Genomic DNA, 20,545 nt, shown 5'->3' with positions numbered 1-20,545 from the left:
AATGACCTCCGGACAAAGGGGGTTGCCGTGAACGGGGGGTGGTTACTGTTTGACGCCGCCCGCCGCGAGGCCGCTCTGCCAGTACCGCTGGAGCAGGAGGAAGGCCACGACGAGGGGGAGGATGGACAGCAGGGAGCCGGTCACGACCAGCGCGAGCATGTCGCTGCTCGCGCCCGCGCCGCCGTTCTGCGCCTGCGCGGCCCAGGACGACAGGCCGACGGTGACCGGGTAGAGGTCGGGGTCGTTCAGCATGATCAGCGGCAGGAAGTAGTTGTTCCAGGTTGCGACGAGGGTGAACAGCAGGACGGTGACCAGGCCGGGCCCGAGCAGTCGGAGCGCGATCCGGAAGAAGATCCGCACCTCGCCCGCGCCGTCGATCCGGGCCGCCTCCAGGAGGCTGTCCGGGATCGCGTCGGCCGCGTAGATCCGCATCAGGTACAGGCCGAACGGGTTGACCAGCGACGGCAGGATGACCGCCCACGGGGTGTTGACGAGGCCCGCCTCGGCGAACAGCAGGTAGGTCGGGATCGCCAGCGCCGTCGTCGGCACCATCACCGCGCCGAGGACGAGGTTGAAGGCGGCTCGGTCGCCCCGGAAACGGAACTTGGCGAAGCCGTAGCCGCCGGCGGCGGCCAGGACCGCCGCGCCGACCGCGCTGACGCCCGCGTACAGGAGGGTGTTGAGCAGCCAGGTGAGGAAGACGCCGTCGTCCTGGGTGAACGTGTCCTTGACGTTGGTGAGGAGTTGCGGGGCGTCGGAGAACCAGAGGCCGAAGCTGTCGATCAGGTCGTGGGCGGACTTGGTGGAGGCGATCAGCAGCCACAGCAGGGGAAGCAGGAAGTAGGCGAGGGCCGCGAGCATCGCGATGGTGAGGGGGGTGCTGCGGCGGGGGCGCCGCTCCTTGCGAACGGGCGTGTCGCGTAAGGCCGTTGGCCGGTCCAGGGTCGTCGTCACGGGGTCCTCCTGCGGTTCGCGGTCAGCAGGACGGCGTAGGAGGCGATCACGATCACGAGGCCGAGGAGGAACGACACCGTCGCCGCGTAGTTGACCTGCTGGCCGGTGAACGCGAGGGAGTAGGCGTACAGGTTGGCGGTGTAGTCGCTGGTGATGACGTCCGGGGCGATCTTCGTCAGCAGGTTGGGTTCGTTGAAGAGCTGGAAGCTGCCGATCACCGAGAACAGCAGGCACAGCAGCAACGCGGGCCGCAGCGCGGGGAGTTTGACGGACCAGGCGATCCGCCAGGCGCCCGCGCCGTCCATCGCGGCGGCCTCGTACAGCTCCGTCGGGACGGTGCGCAGCGCCGCGTACAGGATGATCATGTTGTAGCCGGTGAACTCCCAGGTCACGATGTTCGCAAGGCTGCCCAGCATCCACGTGTCGCTGAGGAAGTCCGGTACGGGCAGGCTCAGTTCACGGGCGAACTGGGCGAACGGGCCGAAGTCCGGGCCGTACAGGTAGCCCCACATCAGCGCCGCGACGACGCTGGGGACGGCGTACGGCACGAAGACGCCGAGCCGGATGACCCGCGCGAGCCGCAGCAGGCCGCTGTCCAGGGCGAGCGCGAACAGCACGGCGAGGGCCAGCATGACCGGCACCTGGAGGACGAAGAAGAGCGCCACCCGCCCGACGCCGTGCAGGAGTTGGGAGTCGCCGAGGGCCTGGACGTAGTTGTCGAGGCCGACGAAGGCGGTGCCGCCGATCAGGCGTTCCTGGAAGAGGCTGAGGTAGGCGGCGTAGCCGAGGGGGGTGAGGAAGAGGAGGAGGAACAGGATCATGAAGGGGGCGACGAAGAGCGGCCCCGCCGACCTGGTGCGACGTGGGGCGGCCATCTCAGCTCCCCTTGACCGTGAAGCCCTGGCCCTTGGCGTAGGACGTGAGCCGTGACTGCCAACTGCCCAGCGCCGAGACGGTGTCGGCGTGCCCGGCGAGGGACTTGCCGACGGTCTCCGTCCAGTCGGTGGCGGCCTGGTCGAGGAACGGGGGCCACTGGAAGTCGGCGTCGACGGTCGAACTGATGCCCGCGAACACCTCGTTGACCTTCTGGCCGCCGTAGAACGCGGGCGCGTCCCCGGTGAACGCCGGGTCGGCGAGCAGGGCCTTGGTCGCCGGGAAGAAAAACTGCTCGGTGGTGAACATCCTCGTGGTCGCCGGGTCGCTGTTGAGGAACTGCGCGAACACGGCCGCCTGCACGGCGTTCCCGGTGCCCCGGATGACGGCGGTGGTGGAGCCGCCCCAGTTCCCGGACGACGGTTTCGCGGCGTCCCACTGCGGCAGCGGGGCGGCGCGCCAGTTCCCGGCGGTGTCCTTCGCGGAGCCGGAGAGGAACGCGGGCGCCCAGGCCGCCGTCAGCCAGGTCGCGTACGTGCCCTTGTTGAGGGCCGCGTACCAGCCGTCGGTGAAGTCGGGTTCGACGCCGATCACGCCCTCCTTCGCGAGGCCGCCCCAGTAGGCGCCGAGCTTCTTGGAGACGGCGTCGTCGACGCTGATCGTGATGTCGCTCCGGCTCGGGCTGACGTACGGTTTCGCGCCCGCCTGCCACAACAGGCCGTGCCAGGCGGCGGGTTGGTTCGCGGCGAGGTTGGTGAGGTAGACGTCCGGGTCGGCCCGGTGCAGCTTGCGGGCGGCCGCCGCGAACTCGTCCCAGGTCGTGGGCACTTGGATGCCGTGCTTGTCGAAGATGTCCTTGCGGTACAGCATGCCCATCGGGCCGGTGTCCTGGGGGATCGCCCACACCTCGCCGCCGGTGCCGGTGACCTGGCCCCACGTCCACTCCACGAACCGGGACTTGAGGGCGTCGGCGCCGTAAGGGCGCAGGTCGAGAAGGCTGTTGGTGATGGTGAACGTGGGGATCGCCTGGTACTCCATCTGGACCAGGTCGGGGGCGCCGCTGCCGGCCTTCAGCGCCGTGCGCAGCTTGGTGTACTGGGGGGTGCCCTGGCCGGCGTTGACGACCTTCACCTTCACCGCCGGGTACTTCTTCTCGAAGAGGGCGATCTCCTTGGCGATATTCGGGACCCACGTCCAGAACGTCAGCTCGGTCGGCGTCTTCATCGCCTTGTCGATGTCGGCCTGGCTCACCGGCTGGGTCGCCGACTGGGACTTCCCCGAGTCGCCGCCGCACGCGGTCAGGGCGGCGCCCAGGGAGAGGGCGCCGGTCGCCGTGAGGAAGAGACGGCGGCTCATGGAAGGGGACGTGTTCGAGGGCATGGTGGACTCCCGCCGGAAGCGAAGAGGGGTGCGGGGACGCCGAGGGGGGAGGCGTCCACCGTGAGGAAAGGGGGGTCGGGCCGACCCCGGGGCACGCCTCGGCGCGAGGCGGCATGAAGGACGTACGCGGCTCTGCGGAAGGTGCGCGGCGCGGTGGGGGCGCTCAGGCGCGGGGGTGCGGGTCAGTCGTGGGCGGGGGCACCTCCGTCGGCCGGGGCGGGGGTGTGGTCGGGGGGTGCGGGGGCGGTTCCGCGCGGGGCGGGGTTCTCGTGGCGCCGGGCGGGCGCCGGGCCCGTCGAGGCGCGGACGACGAGGTCGACGGGGGGCTGGCTCGCCGGGAGGGGGTCGTCGTCGGGGTTCTCGATGACGTGGACGAGTCTCTTCAGGCCCTCCTGGGCCACGGCGTCGAAGGGCTGGCGGACCGTGGTGAGCGGGGGTGTGACGTAGGCGGCGACCGGGATGTCGTCGAACCCGACGACGCTCACGTCCTGCGGGACCCGCAGGCCCGCTTCCGTCAGCGCGCGGATCAGGCCGATCGCCATGTCGTCGTTCGCGGCGAACACGGCGGTCAGGTCGGGGAGTCGGGCCAGTTCCCGGCCCGCCCGGTAGCCCGAGGCCGCCGACCAGTCGCCCTCGACGACCGGCGGGAGGTGTCTGCCCCGCTCGGTCAACACCGCGCGCCAGCCCGCGAGTCGGTCCCGGGCGGCGAACCAGCGCTGGGGGCCCGCGAGGTGATGGACCGTCACATGGCCCAGGTCCAGGAGGTGTTCGGTCGCCGTGCGGGCCATCAGGTCGGCGCCGTCCCCGGCGGAGAGCACCGTCGGCGACAGGACCGGCGAGGGCGCGCCGATCACCAGCACCGGTACGTCCACGCTGCGGGAGATGCTGCCGGGCTCGTCGATCGGCTCGGAGACGACGATGCCGTCCACGCCCTGGTCGAGCAGCGAGTTGACGGCGCCGGCGATGCCCGCCGGGTCGCCCTCCACGGTGTTGACGACCCGGAGCGCGTACCCCGTGTCGCGGACGACCTTCTCGACGCCCATCAGCAGCGACGCGGGTCCGTACAGCGCCGTCCCCAGCGTCACGACCCCGATCGACCGCGTCCGTCCCGACGCGAGCGCCCGTGCGGCGTTGTTCCGGCGGTAGCCGAGTTGTTCCGCCGCGTCCAGTACCCGTCGGCGGACGTCCGCCGACACGTACGGCTCGTCGTTGAAGACCCTCGACACCGTCTTCTGCGACACCCCGGCGATCCGTGCCACGTCCACACTGCGCGGCGCCGTGCCCCCGGCGTTGCGCCCGGTCCCTCGTGTCACAGCACCTCCCGGTCGACCGTCACGTCGTGTCCATGATCCCAGATACGGGGCGACCTGACTGCGTAGTCATGTCTGCGCTGTCATGTCTACGCAGTCAGAAGGGCGGCGTCAATAGTCCGGACGACAATCGAGGGTGGGAGCCGCAGCCTGGCGCCTCAGCTCAGCCGAGCCCCAACTCCCGCTCCCCCAGCGGCGCGAAGAACCGCGCCACCTCCGCCTCCGGCACCTCCGCGAGGGTTCCCGGCACCCACCTCGGCCGCCGGTCCTTGTCGATGATCTGCGCGCGCACGCCCTCGACGAGGTCATGGGTGGTCAGCGCGTGGCAGGACACCCGGAACTCCTGGTCCAGCACCTCCTCCAGCGTGCCGGTCCGGGCCCGGCGCAGGGCGGCCAGGGTGACCTTCAGGGACGTCGGCGACCGGGTGAGCAGCGTCTCTGCGGCGTCCTTGGCGCGCGGGTCGCCGTACGCGGCGAGCCGGTCGACGATCTCCTCGACCGTGCCAGCGCGGTAGCAGGCGTCGATCCAGTGCCGCTCGGCTGCCAACTCCCCTGCGGGGACGGGCTGTTCGTGCCGGGCGAGGGCGTCGCGCAGCGGGAGGGCGGCGAGGTCGTCCAGCAGGGCGGGCAGCGCGGACGACGGGACGTAGTGGTCGGCGAGACCGCACAACACGGCGTCCCCGGCGCCGATCTGAGCGCCCGTCAGCGCGAGATGGGTGCCCAGTTCGCCGGGCGCGCGCGTCAGCAGGTACGTGCCGCCGACGTCCGGAACGAACCCGATGCCCGTCTCCGGCATGGCGATCCGCGACCGCTCGGTGACGATCCGGACGTCCCCGTGGGCCGAGATCCCGACGCCCCCGCCCATAACGATCCCGTCCATGACGGCGACGTACGGCTTCGGGTACCGCGCGATCCTCGCGTTCAGCCGGTACTCGTCCCGCCAGAACGCGGCCGACGCCCGCCCGTCCCCGTCCCGCGCGTCATCGTGCACGGCCCGGATATCACCCCCCGCGCACAGCCCCCGCTCCCCCGCCCCGCTGACGACGACGGCCTCGATCCCCGCATCCCCCTCCCACGCGCTCAACGCCTCGTCGACAGCGCGGACCATCGCGTGATTGATGGCGTTGAGCGCCTTGGGCCGATCCAGCACAACCCTGCCGACCCGCCCCTCCCTGTACCACCGCACCCCGCTCACCGAACCACCGATCCCGGGGTCACCCTGCCGCACATGAGCCGCCGCTCCCTTCCCGAAGCCACCACACTTTCACCGAAGATCTTCCCCCGCCCCGACCTCGACGCACCACCCCGCCCCGGCGACCTTCGCCTCCGCCCCCTCCCCCACCGCACCCGCCACCGGTCCGGCGTCGGGATGAGGGCCGTGCGGTCGGACTCGGTGGTCATCTCGATGCGGGCCGAGTAGGAGGTGGTGCGGAACGCCTCTTCGTGGGAGACCAGGGCGGCGCTGATCGCGCCGCCGGCGAGGAGGATCAGGTACGGGAGGACGGCCGACATGGGAGCGGGCCTACGTCGGTGCGAACGGGTCTCACAGGGTGAGCAGTTCCTCGTGGAAGCCGCCGAACTCGCGGGCGGTGTCGATGAGATGGATCTCGAGGATCCAGTGGCAGCGGCGTCCGGCGCGGTCGGTGCGGCGCAGGGGTGTGGTGTTGGCGGGGGCGATGTAGGACTCGACGTCGGCGCCGTCGATCCACTCGTGGGGGAACTCGCCGACGAGATGCCCGGCGTGCCAGCCGCCCAGCTCCCAGCCGGCGTCGGCGGCGAGGCGGGCGATCTCGGCGTGGAGCTGCGCGCCGGTGACGTCGGGGGTGGCCTCGAAGTAGCGGCGCCCCGCGGCGAACACCGTGGGCAGATCGTCGCGCAGCCGGTGTTTGACGGGGTCGTCACCGAGGACGAACGTGCGCCCGAAGTCCGCCTCGTACTCCTCGAAGATGGGCCCGAAGTCGGCGAAGACGATGTCGTCGGCGCCGATCACCCGGTCCGGCGGGTTCTCACGGTACGGCTTCAGCGTGTTGGGCCCGGAGCGCACGATCCGCTTGTGCCAGTGCTTCGTGGTGCCGAACAGCTCGTTGGCGAGGTCACGGATGCTGTCACTGACCGCGCGCTCGCCCGCCCCGGAGGCGATCAGCCCGCGCCGGGAGATCTCGGCGAACAGCCGCTCCGCCTTGGCCTGCGCGCTCAACAGCCGTGCCGCGCGCGTGGGTTCGTCGTCCGACATGGCCCGAACCTAACCCTCGAAGATCGCCGAGCGCAACGGCGTTCAGCGCGTCGCGATCCGCCCGCTTGACCGCCACTTGACCTGGGTACCCCTCATCTGCAACTCATATGCAACAACGCAGCACCAGCAACAAAACGGCTACCGAGGAGCCCGATGACCCCCCGTATACGCGCCACCGCCCTCGCGGCGGCGCTGCTCACCGCCACGGCCGCCTGCTCAGCCCCGACCGAGAGCACGGCGGGCACGGCCGACTCGGTCGTCATCGGCGTGCCCTCCGAACCGGACACCCTGAGCCCCCTGCTCGGCTACGGCAGCGACGGCAACTCGAAGATCTTCGACGGCCTCCTCGCCCACGACGCGGACCTCGCCCTCAGACCCGCCCTCGCCAAGGCGCTCCCCGAGATCAGCGCCGACGGCCTGACCTACACGTACACCCTGCGCGAGGGTGTGAAGTTCAGCGACGGCAAGCAACTCACCGCCGCCGACGTGGTGTTCACGTACGAGACGATCCTCGACCCGAAGACCAACAACGCCTCCCGCAGCCAACTCGACGCGCTCCGGGGCGTGAAGGCGGACGGCGACAAGGTCGTCTTCACCCTCAAGTACCCCTACGCCGCGTTCGCCGCGCGCACGATCCTGCCCATCGTCCCGAAGCACGCGGCGGGCGGCCAGGACCCCAACACCGGCTCGTTCAACACGCATCCGGTCGGCACCGGCCCCTACGTCCTCACCGACTGGCGCAAGGGCGAACGCCTCACCTTCAAGGCGAACCCCGACTACTGGGGCGGCGCCCCGCGGGTGAAGAAGGTGACGATGGCGATCGTCCAGGACGACGACGTCCGCGCGACCCGCCTGCGCTCCGGCGACCTCGACGGCGCGACCCTGCCCCCGAACCTCGCCGCCGCGTTCGCGCGGGACGGCAGCCGCAAGCGCTACGACGCGAAGACGTACGACGTCCGCCTGGTGACCCTCCCGACGGACAACCCGGTCACCGGGGACACCGCGATCCGGCGAGCGCTCGACCGGGCCGTGGACCGGGACGCGATGGTCGCGAAGATCCTGGACGGCGCCGGCAGCCCGGCGTACGGCCCGCTGCCGGTCGACGACCCCTGGTTCACGAAGGGCATCGAGCGCAAGCAGGACCTCGCGGAGGCGGGCCGGATCCTCGACCGGGCCGGCTGGCGGGCCGGGGACGGCGGGATCCGCGCGAAGGACGGCCGCCGCGCCTCCTTCACCCTCCTGTACCCGGCCGGCGACAAGGTCCGCCAGGACCACGCCCTCGCCTACGCCTCCGACGCGAAGAAGGCCGGCATCGAGGTCAGGGCGCAGAGCGCGACCTGGGAGGTGATCGAGCCGCGCATCGGCGACGACGCCGTCCTCGCGGGCTTCGGCAGCACCGGCGACCCGGACTTCGGCCTCTACACGATGCTGCACTCCTCGCTGGCCGGCGACGGCTGGAACAACATGGGCCGCTACACGAACCCGACGGTCGACCGGGCCCTCGACGCGGGCCGGCGCGGCAAGGACCGGGCGGCCCGCAAGGCGGCGTACGACACCGTCCAGCGCGCGCTCGTCGACAACCCAGGCTCCACCTTCCTCACGCACATCGACCACGTGTACGTCCTCGCCGACCGCTGGGAGGGCCTGACCACCCAAGTCGAGCCGCACGAGCACGGGTTCGCGAGCGGACCGTGGTGGAACCTCGAAGCGTGGCGGCCGAAGAAGTGAGCGAACCCCACGTGTCCGAGGGCCGGTTGACCACGTCACCCGCCCCGCGAGGGCGTTCGGCCCGGCGGCTCCCCTGGGCCGAGATGGGCCGGCTCGCCGCGCGCCGGCTGCTGCTCGCCGTGCCCGTCCTGCTCGTCGTCACCTTCGGCGTGTTCGCGATCGCCGCCGCCTCGCCCTTCGACCCGGTGAAGGCGTACGCGGGGACGGCGGCGCTCGGCGCGGACGCGCGGACGCTGGCCGAGCTGCGGGAGAACCTGGGCGTGGACCGGCCGTTCACGGTCCGCTGGTGGGAGTGGCTGACGTCGGCGCTCGGCGGGGACCTCGGACAGTCGAGCGTGCTGCGGGCGCCGGTCGCGCAGGTCATCGGCGAACGCGTCGTGTGGTCCAGCCTGTTGTGCGCGGCGGCGTTCGTCGTCGCGGTGACCGCCGGGACCGTGCTGGGAGTTCTGGCCGCCCGGCGTCCCGGTTCCCTCCTCGACCGCGCGGTCACCTCGCTGTCGTACGCGCTGGAGGCGGCGCCCGTCTTCTGGGTCGCGCTGCTCGTCGTCTGGCTGTTCGCGCTCCAGTGGGGCGTGCTGCCCGCCGGGGGCCTGACCGACACGGCGAGCGAGACGGTGACGGCGGGGCAGGTCGTCCGGCATCTCGCGCTGCCCGCCGGGGTGCTCGCGGTGTCCCAGCTCCCCTGGTTCACCCTGTACGTCCGCCAAGGTGTCGGGGACGCGCTCATGGAGGACCACGTGCGAGGTGCCCGCGCGCGGGGGCTGAGCGAGCGGACGGTGCTGCTCGGGCACGCCCTGCGGTCGGGGCTGCTGCCGGTGCTGACGCTGGTCGGCTCCCGGGTGCCCGAACTCATCACCGGGGCGCTGCTGGTGGAGACCGTGTTCAGCTGGCCGGGGATCGCGGCGGCGACCGTCGAGGCCGCCACATCCGTCGACTTCCCGCTCCTCGCGGCGCTGGCCACGCTCGCCACGGCCGCCGTCCTCGCCGGGAACCTCCTCGCAGACCTGCTGTACGGCCTCTTCGACCCGAGGGTGGGATTCCGTGACATGTGAGACCGGAAGCCGGCGGTCCTACGGGCCGAACCGGCGCTCCACACGGGCGGTTCGGGTGCGGGTCTCGGCGACCGTGCTGATCCTGACGGCACTTGCGGTGCTGCTGGTGCCGCCGCTCGTCCAACTCGACCAGCAGGCCGTCGACCTGTCGTCCAAGCTGCTGCCGCCGAGCTGGGCCCATCCCTTCGGCACCGACGACCTCGGGCGGGACCTCCTGCTGCGCTGCGTGTACGGGCTGCGGGTGTCGCTGCTCGTCGGGCTCGCCGCCGCGCTCACCGCGACCGTGCTCGGCACGGCCGTCGGGGCGCTCGCCGGGGCGTTCGGGGGGTGGGTGGACCGGGCGGTCATGCGGGTGGTGGACACGGTGTCGTCCGTGCCGCACCTCCTCCTCGGGATCTTCCTCGTCGCCATGTTCCGGCCCGGGGTGTGGCCGGTGATCGTGTCGGTGGGGGCCACGCACTGGCTGTCCACGGCCCGCATCGTCCGCGCGGAAGTCCTCTCCCTGCGCGGACGCCCCTTCGTCGACGCGGCGATCTCCGCCGGCGCGTCCCGCCGCCGCGTCACCATGCGCCACCTGCTCCCCGCGGTCCTCCCCCAAGCCGGCCTCGCCGCCGTCCTCATGGTCCCCCACGCCATGTGGCACGAGTCCGCCCTCTCCTTCCTCGGCCTCGGCCTCCCCTCCCACCTCGCCAGCCTCGGCGGCCTCGTCCAGTCCGCCCGCGGCTCCCTCCTCGCCGGCCAGTGGTGGCCCACCCTCTTCCCCGGCCTCCTCCTCATCCTCCCCACCCTCGCGATCGCGGGGGCGGCGGGGGCTTGGCGCGAGCGGATCAATCCACGCCGGAGATCGGAGCTGATGCTGTGAGGGGGTGGGGTGGAGGTACGGGGGCCGGGAGCACGGGGGTCCGCCGAGGGGCGGCGACGCCGGGCGGGAGGACTTGCGCGGGGGCCGGCCGAGAGACGGCCGCACTGGACGGGAGCATTCACGCGAGGGACCACCGAGAAACCGCCACGCCGGCCAGGAGCACTCGCGCAGAAGCCGACCGAGAAACGGCCGCGGCGGACGGTACCGGTGGCCCGGGGACCGGTCTGGAGCCCACCGCACCGGACGGGAGCAGTGGTGCGGGAGCCCGCCAAGGAGCGACCGGACGGGCCGAGGCCGGCGGCATGGGCCCCGTCGGGGAGCGGCACACCCCCGAGTCGTGCACCCGCACGGACCTCGCCGCCTCGGACGGCCCGCCGAGAGCCCGCACAGCCGAACCGCCCCGCCCCGCCCCGCCTCACCCCTCCCTGCCTCACCCCGCCCCGCCTCACCCCGCGAACCGGCCGCCGCCACCCGGACCACCTGGCGGCCGACGGCCGGGCCGGTCAGCGTCACGGTCCGCGAAGCCGGGACTGCCGACCAGCCGCGCCACCCGACGGGGCACCACCTCTGCCGGGAGCCGCCCGCGCCCAGCAGCACGACGGACGCCACCCCACCCCAGTCCCCCACTCCACCCCACCCACCACACCCCCGTCCCACTCCTCGACCCCGCCACCCCCAGGGAGCCGCACCATGACCGACCAGCCTGTTCTCTCCCTGCGTGGGCTCTCCGTTCGCTTCTTGATGCCGGGTGGACGTCACATACCCGCCGTCACCGATGTGCGGCTGGACGTGGCGGCGGGGGAATGTCTCGCGCTGATCGGGGAGAGCGGGTGCGGTAAGTCGGTGCTGGCGTCGGCGTTGTTGGGGCTGTTGCCGGCGAACGCGCAGGCGTGCGGGGAGGCTTGGCTGAGGGGGCTGGATCTGATCGCGGCGGACGAGGGGACGCTGGTGAGGCGGGTGCGGGGCAGGCTCGTCGGGCTGGTGCCGCAGAGCCCGGCGGCGCACCTGACACCGGTGCGCACGGTCCGTTCCCAACTCGCGGAGACCATACGGGCGTTGACGAACACGAGAGACCCAGGGGCCGTCGAGAGAGCGGCCGAGCGCGCCGCGTTCCCGCTCGACCACCTCGACCGCTACCCGCACCAGCTCTCCGGCGGCCTGGCCCAACGCGCCGCCACCGCCCTCGCGTTGGTCGGCGAGGCCCCGCTGTTGCTGGCCGACGAGCCGACGACCGGCCTGGACCGGGACCTCGTCGAGCACACCGTGGACGAGCTGCGCCGGCACGTCACCGCCGAGGAGGGCCGCGCGCTGCTGATGATCACGCACGACCTCGCGGCGGCGCGGCGCGTCGCGGACCGCGTGGCGGTGATGTACGCGGGCCGGATCGTCGAACTCGCCGACGCAGCGGCGTTCTTCGGCGAGCCCGGCCCCCGCCACCCCTACAGCCAGGGTCTCCTGGACGCCCTGCCCGACCGCGCGTTCCGCCCCGTCCCCGGCATGCCCCCGGAGCTGGGCGCCCTGCCCGACGGCTGCGCGTTCGCCCCGCGCTGCGCCCGCGCGACCGCCTCCTGCGCGACCCTCCCGCCGACGACCGGCGCGGTCGCCTGCCACCACCCCCACCTCATGGAGGACCTCCGTGCTTGAACTGCGCGCCATCACCGCCGGGTACGACAGGAAGGCCCCGGCCGTCCGTGCCGCGTCCCTCACGGTCGCCCGCGGCGAGTCCGTCGGCCTCCTCGGTCCGAGCGGCTGCGGCAAGTCCACGCTGGCCAGGGTCGCCGCGCTCCTGCACCGCCCCGCCGCGGGCACCCTGACCCTGGACGGCACCCGCGTCCGCCGCTGGCGCCACCGCGCGCCGAAGGAGCAGCGCACGGCGGTGGGCGTCGTCTTCCAGCAGCCCCGCCTCTCGGCGGACCCCCGCCTCACCCTCACGGACCTCATCGCCGAGCCGCTGCGCGCGAACGGCCGTCCCCCGCACATCGACAACCTCGTCGACGCGGTCGGCCTCACCCCCGACCTCCTCGCCCGCCGCCCCCACGAGGTCAGCGACGGCCAGCTCCAACGCGCCTGTCTGGCCCGCGCGTTGTCCCTGCGCCCGCGCTGGCTGATCTGCGACGAGATGACGGCGATGCTCGACGCGTCGACAACGGCCGCACTGGTGCGCGCGGTCGAGGGCTACCGCTGCGCGACAGGCGCCGGCCTCCTCGCGGTCGGCCACGACCGCGTCCTCCTGGAACGCTGGTGCGACCGAACCGTGCACTGGTCGGAGGTGACCGAACAACCCTGAACCGCAGGCCGTCCGGAACACCCTCACCCGTGCAGCTCCCGGTACGCGGCCACCGCCCCGCCGTGCAACGGCACCTCCCCCGTCGAGATCAGACTCCGCACGTCCAGGAACTGCGTCCCGAGCGCGGCCTCGGGCACCAAAGAGGCGGCCCGCCGCACCAGCACATGCGTGAGCGCGGCGGCGAGCGGCGACGGCAGGTCCGGGCGGCACAGCAGCAGGTTGGCGACCCCGATCGTGGCGACCTCGCCCGCCGCCCCGTACGCGCCCGCCGGCACCGTCACCGCCTCGACCCCGGCGCCGCCCTCCCGCCGGACCCGGGGCAGCAGCCCGGCGAGCGGCAGCAGCCGGATGCCGGGGTCGTCGGCGAGCCCCGCGAGCACCGGCGCCGGTACGCCACCGGCCACCAGCAGGGCGTCGACCAGGCCCGCGCGGACGGCCGTTGCCGCGTCCGGCATCAGCAGGTGCCGGACCCGGACGTCCACGCCCGGCGTGAGCCCCGCCGCGCGCAGCAGCCGGTCCCCGAGGACCGCGCCGCCGGACCCCGGCGCCCCCACCGACACCGTGCGCCCCGCGAGGTCGGCCACGTTCCGGACCGGCGACCCGGCCCGCACCGCCAGCTGCGCGTAGTTCTCGTACACCCGCCCGACGGCCCGCAGCGGCACCGGCCGCGCGAACGGCCCGCGCCCGGCGTACGCGGACCACGCGATGTCGGCCAGCGCGAGCGCCACATCGGCGCGCCCCGCCGCCAGCAGGCGCACGTTGTCGACGCTGCCCTGACTCCCGACGACCTCGCAGCCGAGCCGCGGGTACACGGCGCTGACCTGCACGGCGAGCAGCTTCCCGAACGCCGTGTAGAACCCGTCGCCCTCGCCGGTGGCGATCCGCACCCGCCCGGTGGGCCCCCGATCCGCACCCCGCGCATCCCCACCGAGCACCCCGGCACCGACACCCCCGAGGGCGGCACACAGGACGACGCGCCGCCCCAACACCCCGCTCATCCGAGGCCCCCCGCCCCGACACCCGGGCACCGCGCACCGCGCCCCGAACCCATCACACGCCCCGCACACGCCTCACGCCCCACGCGCCACACCCCTGCCGCACACCCCACGCACACCCCGCGCCACACCCCCGCCACCCGAGCCACACCCCCTCCGCCCCCAACCCCCGTCACCCCGCCCCACTCCCCCGTACCGGCAGCACCACCCGCACCACCAGCCCCCTCGGCTCCCCCGCCACGAACTCGATCCGCCCCCCATGCCCCGCCACCAGCCGCTCGGCGATCGCGAGCCCCAGCCCGCTCCCCCGCACCCCCCGATGCCGCTCCGCACGCCAGAACCGCCCCCCGGCACAGGCGAGTTCCGCCTCCGAAAGCCCCGCCCCGTCATCCCGCACCTCGACCACAACCTCAGCCCCCACCACCCCGCACCCCACCTCGACAAGCCCACCCCCGTACTTGATCGCATTGTCGACGAGAATGTCGACCACCTGCGCCAGCTCATCCCCCGAGCACACCACGGCCCCCTCCCCCGGCACACACACCAAGGACACCCCGGCCTCCTCCGCGACCGGCCGCCACACCTCCACCTGTGCCTCGATCACCGCCCGCGCCTCGCACCCGCCGCCCTGACGCCGAGTCACCGCCAGCTCCCCGGCCCGGTGTTCGGCATCAGCGAGGGTCATCAGATCGTCCAACAGCCGTTCCATCCGCTCCAGTTCGGACGTCACCCCCGCATACGTGCGCCCAGCCGACTCCGGCAGCCGCCCTTGGAGCGAGTCAATGCGCAGCCTCAACGCGGCGAGCGGATTGCGGAGTTGGTGCGAGGTGTCGGCAACGAGCCGCCGCTGCTGGGCGAGCGCGGTCGTCACAGTGTCCGCCATCCGGTTGAACCCCTCGACGACCTGCCGCAACTCAGGCGGCCCCCCGGCCCGCACGCCCCGCTCGGGCGGCAGCCCGGCGGCCAGTGTCCCCACGGCCCGGTCGAGCCGGTGCAACGGCCGCACCACCCACTGCGTCGCCCGCCGCGCGAGCAGCACGCACGCCCCCGCGAACACCCCGGCCCCGGCGAGGACGAGGGCCCACCGCAGCGCGACATCGTCGGCGGCGGCCCGCACCGACGCCCGCAGCACGACCGCCCCGGACACCCGCGTCCCGGTCCCGACGGGCCGGGACAGCAGCACATCGGCCCGCGACCAGGGCCGCACCGTCCCCTCGGGATACCGGAGTTGACTGCGCAGGGCGGCGTCGACGAGCCGGGCGACAGCGGGGTCGGACGCCCGCATGCCCCCGGTCTCGACGACCGGCGCGCGCCGCGCGTCGACGACCACGACGGCCTCGCCGTACAGGGCCGTGTACCGCTCGACCTCGGCGTCCAGCGTGCCGAAGTCGCCGCTCCGGGCGGCCTGTTCGGCGAGGGTGGCGAAGCGGTCGAGGTCGGCCGAGCGGGCGGCGACGAGCTGCCCGGTGCGCTGGACGGCCGTCAGCGTCAGCAGCGGTCCGGCGAACCCGGCGACGGCGAGCAGGGCGAACGCCAGCACCACCGTGAGGACCCGGGCGCGCACGGTTCAGCCGCCGAAGCGGTAGCCGAACCCGCGGATGGTGGTGAGGACGCCGGGCCGGCCGAGCTTGGCGCGCAGTTGCGTGATGTGGACGTCCAGGGACCGCGACACCGCGAGGTAGGCGTCGCCCCACACCTCGTCGAGGAGCTGCTGACGGCTGACGGCGGCCCCGGCGCGGGAGGCGAGCGCGGCCAGGATCTCGAACTCCTTGGTGGTGAGCCGGACTTCGCCGTCGCCGACCCGCACCCGCCGGGCTTCCAGGTCGACTTCGACGTCCCCGGCGCGCACGGTGCGCCGCTCGGGCGCGGCGAGGGCGGCGGCGCGCCGGGCCACCGCCTCGATGCGGGCGAGGAGTTCGGCGAGCCGGACCGGTTTGACGAGGTAGTCGTCGGCGCCGAGCCGCAGTCCCCGCACGACGGAGCGTTCGTCGCCGCGCGCGGTGAGGACCAGCACCGGCAGGGCGCTGACCGCGCGGAGTTTGCGCAGCACGTCGAGGCCGTCGAGGTCGGGCAGGCCGAGGTCGAGGAGGAGCAGGTCGGCCTGCCGGTGCCGGGTGAGGACGTCCTCGCCCCGGCGGACCCGGTCGGGCTGGTGCCCGGCGTCGTACAGGGCCTCGGTGAGGGCGCCCGCGACCCCGTCGTCGTCCTCGGCCAGCAGCACCCGCACGGCGTCGCGCCCTTCCTAGTCGTCCAGCGGCGAGCCGTCCGACGTCTCGCGCATCCGAATGTAGACGAGCAGGGAGACCAGGACGCAGGCGGTGACGTAGTAGAAGTACCAGGTCTCGTGGCCGATGTCCTTGAACCACAGGGCGATGTACTCGGCGGTCCCGCCGAAGAGGGCGACGGTCAGCGCGTAGGGCAGGCCGACTCCCAGGGCTCGGATGGCCGTTGGGAAGAGTTCCGCCTTCACGACCGCGCTGATCGAGGTGTAGAGCGAGCTGATCGCGAGCGGGACGACCATCAACACGAAGGCGTGGTACGGGTTGTCGGTGTGCGAGAGGAGGGTCAGGGAGGGGACGACGACGAGCGCGCCGAGCACCCCGAAGCCGATCAGCAGCGGCCGGCGGCCGACCTTGTCGGAGAGGCGGCCCATCACCGGTTGCAGGACGACGAACACCAGCAGGGCGCAGAAGTTGATCCACGCGGCGGTGGGTTTGGCGATGCCGCTGGTGTTGACCATGAACTTCTGGAGGTAGGTCGTGTAGGTGTAGAAGAACAGCGTGCCGCCCATGGTGAGGCCGACGACGACCAGGCACTGGCGGGGGTAGGAGAGCAGCGTCCGCAGGGACCCCCGGCTCTCTCCGGACGAAGCCGACTGCTCGTAGCTCTCCGACTCGTCCATCCCCCGCCGCAGCCACAGCACGACGACCGCCCCGGCGGCGCCGACGACGAACGCGACGCGCCAGCCCCACGCCTCCATCTGCCCGTCGGACAGCACCGACTGGAGGACGATCTGGAGCCCCAGCGCCGTCAACTGCCCGGCGATCAGGGTCACGTACTGGAAGCTGGAGTAGTAGCCGCGCTTGCCCGGCGTCGCCATCTCGGACATGTACGTCGCCGACGTCGAGTACTCCCCGCCGACCGAGATCCCTTGCAGGAGGCGGGCGGTGACGAGCATGACGGGCGCGACGACGCCGATCGTGTCGTAGGACGGCGTCAGCGCGACGATCAGCGAACCGGCCGCCATCAGCGTCACGGAGAGGGTGAGCGCGGACCGCCGTCCGCGCCGGTCGGCGTAGCGGCCCAGCACCCAGCCGCCGATCGGCCGCATCAGGAACCCGACGGCGAACACGGCGGCGGTGTTGAGGAGTTGGGCGGTCTGGTCACCGGCGGGGAAGAACGCGGCGGCGAAGTAGACGCTGAACGCGGTGTACGCGTACCAGTCGTACCACTCGATGAGGTTGCCGACCGAGCCGCGCACGATGTTCTTCGCGACCCTGCGCTCGTCGTGCCGGGTGTCCCTCCCGTGGACGGCGGTGTCCTGTGTGGCCATGGAAACTCCCTCGTCAGCGGCCCGGAGCAGCCAGAATCCGGGCGGCGGCGGGGCCGGACAAGATCGGGGGCGAAGTCCTAACAATCCCTTAGGACGCGGGCCGTGACGCGGGATACTCGTCTCAGCACGTGATGTGACGATCAGGGAGTTGGATCAGTGGACTCTGCGACGGGTACGGGCCGGCGGCACGCGGTCGTGGTGGGCGGGAGCCTCGCGGGGCTGCTCGCCGCGCATGTCCTGGCCGGGCACGCCGACCGGGTGACGGTGGTCGAGCGGGACCGGTTCCCGGAGGGCGGCGGGGCGCGGCCCGGGGTGCCGCAGGGGCGGCATCCGCACGTCCTGCTGAAGGGCGGGCAGACGGCGCTGGAGTCGCTGCTGCCGGGTTTCCTGGCGGAGTTGAGGGCGGCGGGGGCGCCGTGGGTAGGGCTGCCGTCGGACATGGCGCTGTGGCAGAACGGCCACTGGCTGCGCCGGTTCCCGGCGTCGACGCACATCTTCACCGGTTCCCGGGGGCAGTTGGAGGAGCTGGTGCGCCGCCGGGTGCTCGCCGATCCGGCGATCGAGGTGCTGGAGGGGACGGACGTCGTCGGGTTCCTCGGGGATTCCGCGCGGGTGCGGGGTGTGCGCGTGCGGGACCGCGCCGAGGGTGCGGGGGCCGGACTGCGGGACCTGGCGGCGGACTTGGTGGTCGACGCGTCGGGCGCCGGCACCAAGGCGCCGCAGTGGCTGACGGAGCTGGGCGCGGGCGCCGTCCATGAGGAGACCATCGACACCGGGCTCGCCTACGCCTCGCGGATCTACCGGGGCGAGGGGGGCATCCAGCTCGACGCCGACACCGTGGGCTACTACGTCTACCCCAGCCCCGAGCAGATCCACGGCGGGGGCGCGCTGCCGCTGGAGGACGGCACGCACCTGGTGATCGTGTCAGGGCTGCGCGGCGACGAACCGCCCACGGGGGACGAGGAGTTCGTCGCGTACACCAAGCGGCTCGGGCATCCGCTGCTCGACCGGTGGCTGGCGGAGGCCGAGCCGCTGACGCCGCCGTTCGGCTTCCGGCGCACCTCGAACGTCCGGCGCCGCTACGACCTGCCGGGGACGCCGGCCGGGTTCCTCGCCACCGGCGACGCGCTGTGCACGTTCAACCCGATCTACGGGCAGGGCATGGCGATCGCCGCGATGAGCGCGGTCGCCCTGCGGGACGCCCTCGCCGGGACGGGCCGGCGGACGCCCACGACGCGGCGGGTGCAGCGGGTGCTCCTCGCGGCGTCCCGGCAGGCGTGGGACATCTCCGCGGGCGCGGACCGCCAGATGCCGGGCGCTGTCGGCACCGCCGCCGCCATAAGGCCCGCCGACCGGGTCTCGGGCTGGTATCTGCGCCGGGTCACGGACCGCTCCCCCGGCGATCCCGTCGTGGGCCGCGCGTTCCGTGCCGTGCTGACGCTCGCCGAGCCCGTCACGGCCCTGTTCGCGCCGCCCGTGCTGCGGGCCGTGCTGTTCGGCGCCCCGGCTCCGACGCCGGCCCAGCCGCAGTCGTCGCGCGAGCTGGACCGCGCGTAGGCGTGGGCAACTCGGCGCGCCGCGCCGTGTCTTCGCCCGGTACCCTACTTGCATGGAAGCGCAAGTAGGGTCCTGGGACGAGGAGCGGGCGGAGCAGGTCGTCGCCGTGCTGAAGGCGGTCGGCGACGCGTCCCGCTACCGGCTGCTGTGGGCGCTCACCGAGCGCGAACTGCCGGTCAGCAAGCTCGCCGAGCTGATCGGGGCGCACGTCGCGGCGACCTCCCAGCACCTCGCCCGCCTGCGCGCCGCCGGCCTCGTCGACTCCCGCCGCGAGGGCACCCGCATCTTCTACCGCGCCACCGGCCCCCGGGTCCGCGCCCTGCTGGAGGGCGCGGTCCTGGCCGCCGACGAGGCGTCGGCGGCCCCGGACGACGGCCCCGAGGAGACCGGTGCCGCCGCGCGCCCGGTGCCGGAGAAGGCGCGGGCGCGGGGGAAGTCCCGCGCCGCGCGGCCGGTCACCGGGCACTGACCTCCTCCGCCCGGTACTCCTGCGGCTCCGCGTCGTACGCGTACAGCTCCGCGTACCGCCCCCAGTCCGTCGCGGTCTCCAGTTGGCGGGTGACCTGTTCGCTGGTGAAGTGGTGGGCCAGCAGATCGCGGAAGAACCCGGCGCGCAGGGTTCCCCGGGGGTTCTGCTGGAGGCTGCTGGTGATCAGCCTGACCAGGGGCGCGTGGACGGCGGCCGCGGCGAAGATCCGCTTGGACTCCTGGACGTCGGCGTCCGCGAACGCCGTCCCGGTCTCCGTGAGGAGCAGGTCGTCGCCGGTGACGGTGCCGAAGCCGAGCAGGTCGAGCGCGTCGACCTGGGGAAGGAGGTCGTCGATCTCCAGGCCGAGGTCGTCGGCGAGGTCCGCGAGGTCGCAGGCGCCGCCCCGGCTGAGGACGAGTTCGGCGAGCCCGGAGAGTCCGTCGACGCTGGCCGGCGGCAGGGGCGTGTTCGCGGGCGTGCGCTTGTCGGCGGTCTCGTGGCGGCCGGGGACGCGGCCCTCCTTCTGCCGGCCGGTCATCGTGCGGTACACCCGGTCGACGATCTCCTCGAACGCCGCCGAGTCACGGTCCCGGGGACGTTCCAGGCCCACCTCGAACACCTCGCGGATCGTGCCGTACGGCCGGGCGCCGAGGACGACGATCCGGTCGGCCATCAGCACGGCCTCCTCGATGTTGTGCGTGACGAGGACGATGGCCCGGGTCGGGAAGCGGCCCGACTCCCACAGCTCCATCAGCTCCCCGCGCAGGTTCTCGGCGGTGAGGACGTCGAGCGCGGAGAACGGCTCGTCCATCATGAGGACGTCCGGTTCGACGACCAACGCCCGCGCGAACCCCACGCGTTGGCGCATCCCGCCGGACAGCTCCTTGGGGTAGGCGGACTCGAAGCCGTCGAGGCCGATCAGCTCGATGGCCTGCCGGGCGGCCTCGGCGCGTTCGGCCGGCCCGATCCCCTTGGCCTCCAGGCCGAGTTCGACGTTCTGCTGGACGGTGAGCCAGGGCAGCAGCGCGAACGTCTGGAACACCATCGCGGTACCGGGGTTGGCCCCGGTCAGCGGGGTCCCCTTGTAGGTGACGGTGCCGGAGCTGGCGGGCACGAGTCCGGCGAGGCAGCGCAGCAGCGTCGACTTGCCGGAGCCCGACTTGCCGAGCAGGGCGACGACTTCGCCCGCGCGGACCTGGAGGTCGATGCCGGACAGGACGGGGAGTTCGCCGTCGGCGCCGGCGTAGGACTTGGTGAGGCCGACGGTTTCGAGGAGGAGGTCGTTGGTCATG

General features: G+C 73.1%; 19 protein-coding genes. 7 read left to right on the top strand and 12 right to left on the bottom strand.

From position 1 onward, the window contains the following. Positions 1-42 precede the first annotated feature (42 nt). The 7 genes from IAG44_RS35675 to IAG44_RS35645 all read right to left on the bottom strand — a co-directional run bounded on the left by IAG44_RS35675 (position 43) and on the right by IAG44_RS35645 (position 6,750). Positions 43-954: a carbohydrate ABC transporter permease gene (locus tag IAG44_RS35675; RefSeq protein WP_187751196.1), complete on the bottom strand. Its 912-nt coding sequence runs from the start codon at positions 952-954 to the stop codon at positions 43-45. Continuing rightward, positions 951-1,829 (bottom strand): carbohydrate ABC transporter permease, encoded by an 879-nt coding sequence (locus IAG44_RS35670; protein ID WP_187751195.1) that lies wholly within the window; start codon positions 1,827-1,829, stop codon positions 951-953. The genes IAG44_RS35675 and IAG44_RS35670 overlap by 4 nt, the downstream gene beginning before the upstream one ends. Position 1,830: 1 nt before the next feature. Further along, a complete protein-coding gene (locus IAG44_RS35665) occupies positions 1,831-3,207 on the bottom strand; it encodes an ABC transporter substrate-binding protein (protein ID WP_187751194.1) in 1,377 nt (458 codons plus the stop codon). A 182-nt stretch (positions 3,208-3,389) separates the two neighbouring features. After that, on the bottom strand, positions 3,390-4,520 hold the full coding sequence (locus IAG44_RS35660) for a LacI family DNA-binding transcriptional regulator (protein ID WP_425508492.1): 1,131 nt from the start codon (positions 4,518-4,520) through the stop codon (positions 3,390-3,392). Positions 4,521-4,680: 160 nt separating this feature from the next. Next, positions 4,681-5,703 carry an enoyl-CoA hydratase/isomerase family protein gene (locus tag IAG44_RS35655; protein WP_425508491.1) on the bottom strand — a complete coding sequence of 341 codons (1,023 nt, stop codon included), beginning with the start codon at positions 5,701-5,703 and terminating at the stop codon, positions 4,681-4,683. Positions 5,704-5,708: 5 nt separating this feature from the next. Continuing rightward, complete coding sequence (locus tag IAG44_RS35650) at positions 5,709-6,029, bottom strand: hypothetical protein (RefSeq protein WP_187751193.1); 321 nt, start codon at positions 6,027-6,029, stop codon at positions 5,709-5,711. Positions 6,030-6,060: 31 nt separating this feature from the next. Then, positions 6,061-6,750 carry a M24 family metallopeptidase gene (locus tag IAG44_RS35645; RefSeq protein WP_187751192.1) on the bottom strand — a complete coding sequence of 230 codons (690 nt, stop codon included), beginning with the start codon at positions 6,748-6,750 and terminating at the stop codon, positions 6,061-6,063. A 153-nt stretch (positions 6,751-6,903) separates the two neighbouring features. Here IAG44_RS35645 and IAG44_RS35640 point away from each other — a divergent pair, with 153 nt between their 5' ends. The 5 genes from IAG44_RS35640 (at position 6,904) to IAG44_RS35620 (ending at position 12,679) form a co-directional block, all read left to right on the top strand. Then, positions 6,904-8,478 carry an ABC transporter substrate-binding protein gene (locus IAG44_RS35640; RefSeq protein WP_187751191.1) on the top strand — a complete coding sequence of 525 codons (1,575 nt, stop codon included), beginning with the start codon at positions 6,904-6,906 and terminating at the stop codon, positions 8,476-8,478. 83 nt (positions 8,479-8,561) lie between these two features. Beyond that, positions 8,562-9,530, top strand: coding sequence for an ABC transporter permease (locus IAG44_RS35635; protein ID WP_187752989.1), 969 nt, complete (start codon positions 8,562-8,564; stop codon positions 9,528-9,530). Then, the gene (locus tag IAG44_RS35630; protein ID WP_187751190.1) at positions 9,520-10,392 is read left to right on the top strand and encodes an ABC transporter permease; all 873 of its coding nucleotides are present in this window, start codon (positions 9,520-9,522) and stop codon (positions 10,390-10,392) included. Before IAG44_RS35635 ends, IAG44_RS35630 begins: the two co-directional genes overlap by 11 nt. A 690-nt stretch (positions 10,393-11,082) precedes the next feature. Beyond that, positions 11,083-12,036, top strand: coding sequence for an ABC transporter ATP-binding protein (locus IAG44_RS35625; RefSeq protein WP_187751189.1), 954 nt, complete (start codon positions 11,083-11,085; stop codon positions 12,034-12,036). Then, on the top strand, positions 12,029-12,679 hold the full coding sequence (locus IAG44_RS35620; RefSeq protein WP_187751188.1) for an ABC transporter ATP-binding protein: 651 nt from the start codon (positions 12,029-12,031) through the stop codon (positions 12,677-12,679). Before IAG44_RS35625 ends, IAG44_RS35620 begins: the two co-directional genes overlap by 8 nt. 23 nt (positions 12,680-12,702) lie before the next feature. On the opposite strand, the gene IAG44_RS35615 is transcribed toward IAG44_RS35620, so the two are convergent. From IAG44_RS35615 to IAG44_RS35600, 4 genes are all read right to left on the bottom strand, one after another. Then, positions 12,703-13,677, bottom strand: a complete 975-nt coding sequence (locus IAG44_RS35615) for a TAXI family TRAP transporter solute-binding subunit (RefSeq protein ID WP_187751187.1) — start codon at positions 13,675-13,677, stop codon at positions 12,703-12,705. Between the two features lie 169 nt (positions 13,678-13,846). Then, the gene (locus tag IAG44_RS35610; RefSeq protein WP_187751186.1) at positions 13,847-15,238 is read right to left on the bottom strand and encodes a sensor histidine kinase; all 1,392 of its coding nucleotides are present in this window, start codon (positions 15,236-15,238) and stop codon (positions 13,847-13,849) included. Between the two features lie 3 nt (positions 15,239-15,241). Further along, positions 15,242-15,901 (bottom strand): response regulator transcription factor, encoded by a 660-nt coding sequence (locus tag IAG44_RS35605; RefSeq protein WP_187751185.1) that lies wholly within the window; start codon positions 15,899-15,901, stop codon positions 15,242-15,244. A gap of 15 nt (positions 15,902-15,916) precedes the next feature. Then, the gene (locus IAG44_RS35600; protein WP_187751184.1) at positions 15,917-17,227 is read right to left on the bottom strand and encodes an MFS transporter; all 1,311 of its coding nucleotides are present in this window, start codon (positions 17,225-17,227) and stop codon (positions 15,917-15,919) included. 156 nt (positions 17,228-17,383) lie between these two features. Between IAG44_RS35600 and IAG44_RS35595 the strand changes: the two genes are divergently transcribed. Both IAG44_RS35595 and IAG44_RS35590 read left to right on the top strand, forming a co-directional pair. Next, positions 17,384-18,784, top strand: a complete 1,401-nt coding sequence (locus IAG44_RS35595) for an FAD-dependent oxidoreductase (protein ID WP_425508490.1) — start codon at positions 17,384-17,386, stop codon at positions 18,782-18,784. A gap of 52 nt (positions 18,785-18,836) precedes the next feature. After that, positions 18,837-19,253, top strand: a complete 417-nt coding sequence (locus IAG44_RS35590) for an ArsR/SmtB family transcription factor (protein ID WP_187751183.1) — start codon at positions 18,837-18,839, stop codon at positions 19,251-19,253. Here IAG44_RS35590 and IAG44_RS35585 read toward each other — a convergent pair. Continuing rightward, a complete protein-coding gene (locus IAG44_RS35585) occupies positions 19,240-20,544 on the bottom strand; it encodes an ABC transporter ATP-binding protein (protein ID WP_187751182.1) in 1,305 nt (434 codons plus the stop codon). The two genes, IAG44_RS35590 and IAG44_RS35585, sit on opposite strands and share 14 nt — an antisense overlap. Between the last annotated feature and the right edge of the window lies 1 nt (position 20,545).

The sequence above is a fragment of the Streptomyces roseirectus genome, from assembly GCF_014489635.1.
GTDB classification, from domain to species: Bacteria; Actinomycetota; Actinomycetes; order Streptomycetales; family Streptomycetaceae; genus Streptomyces; species Streptomyces roseirectus.
Note: the sequence above shows the minus strand (reverse complement) of the source record. Positions and strands in the feature narration are given on the sequence as shown.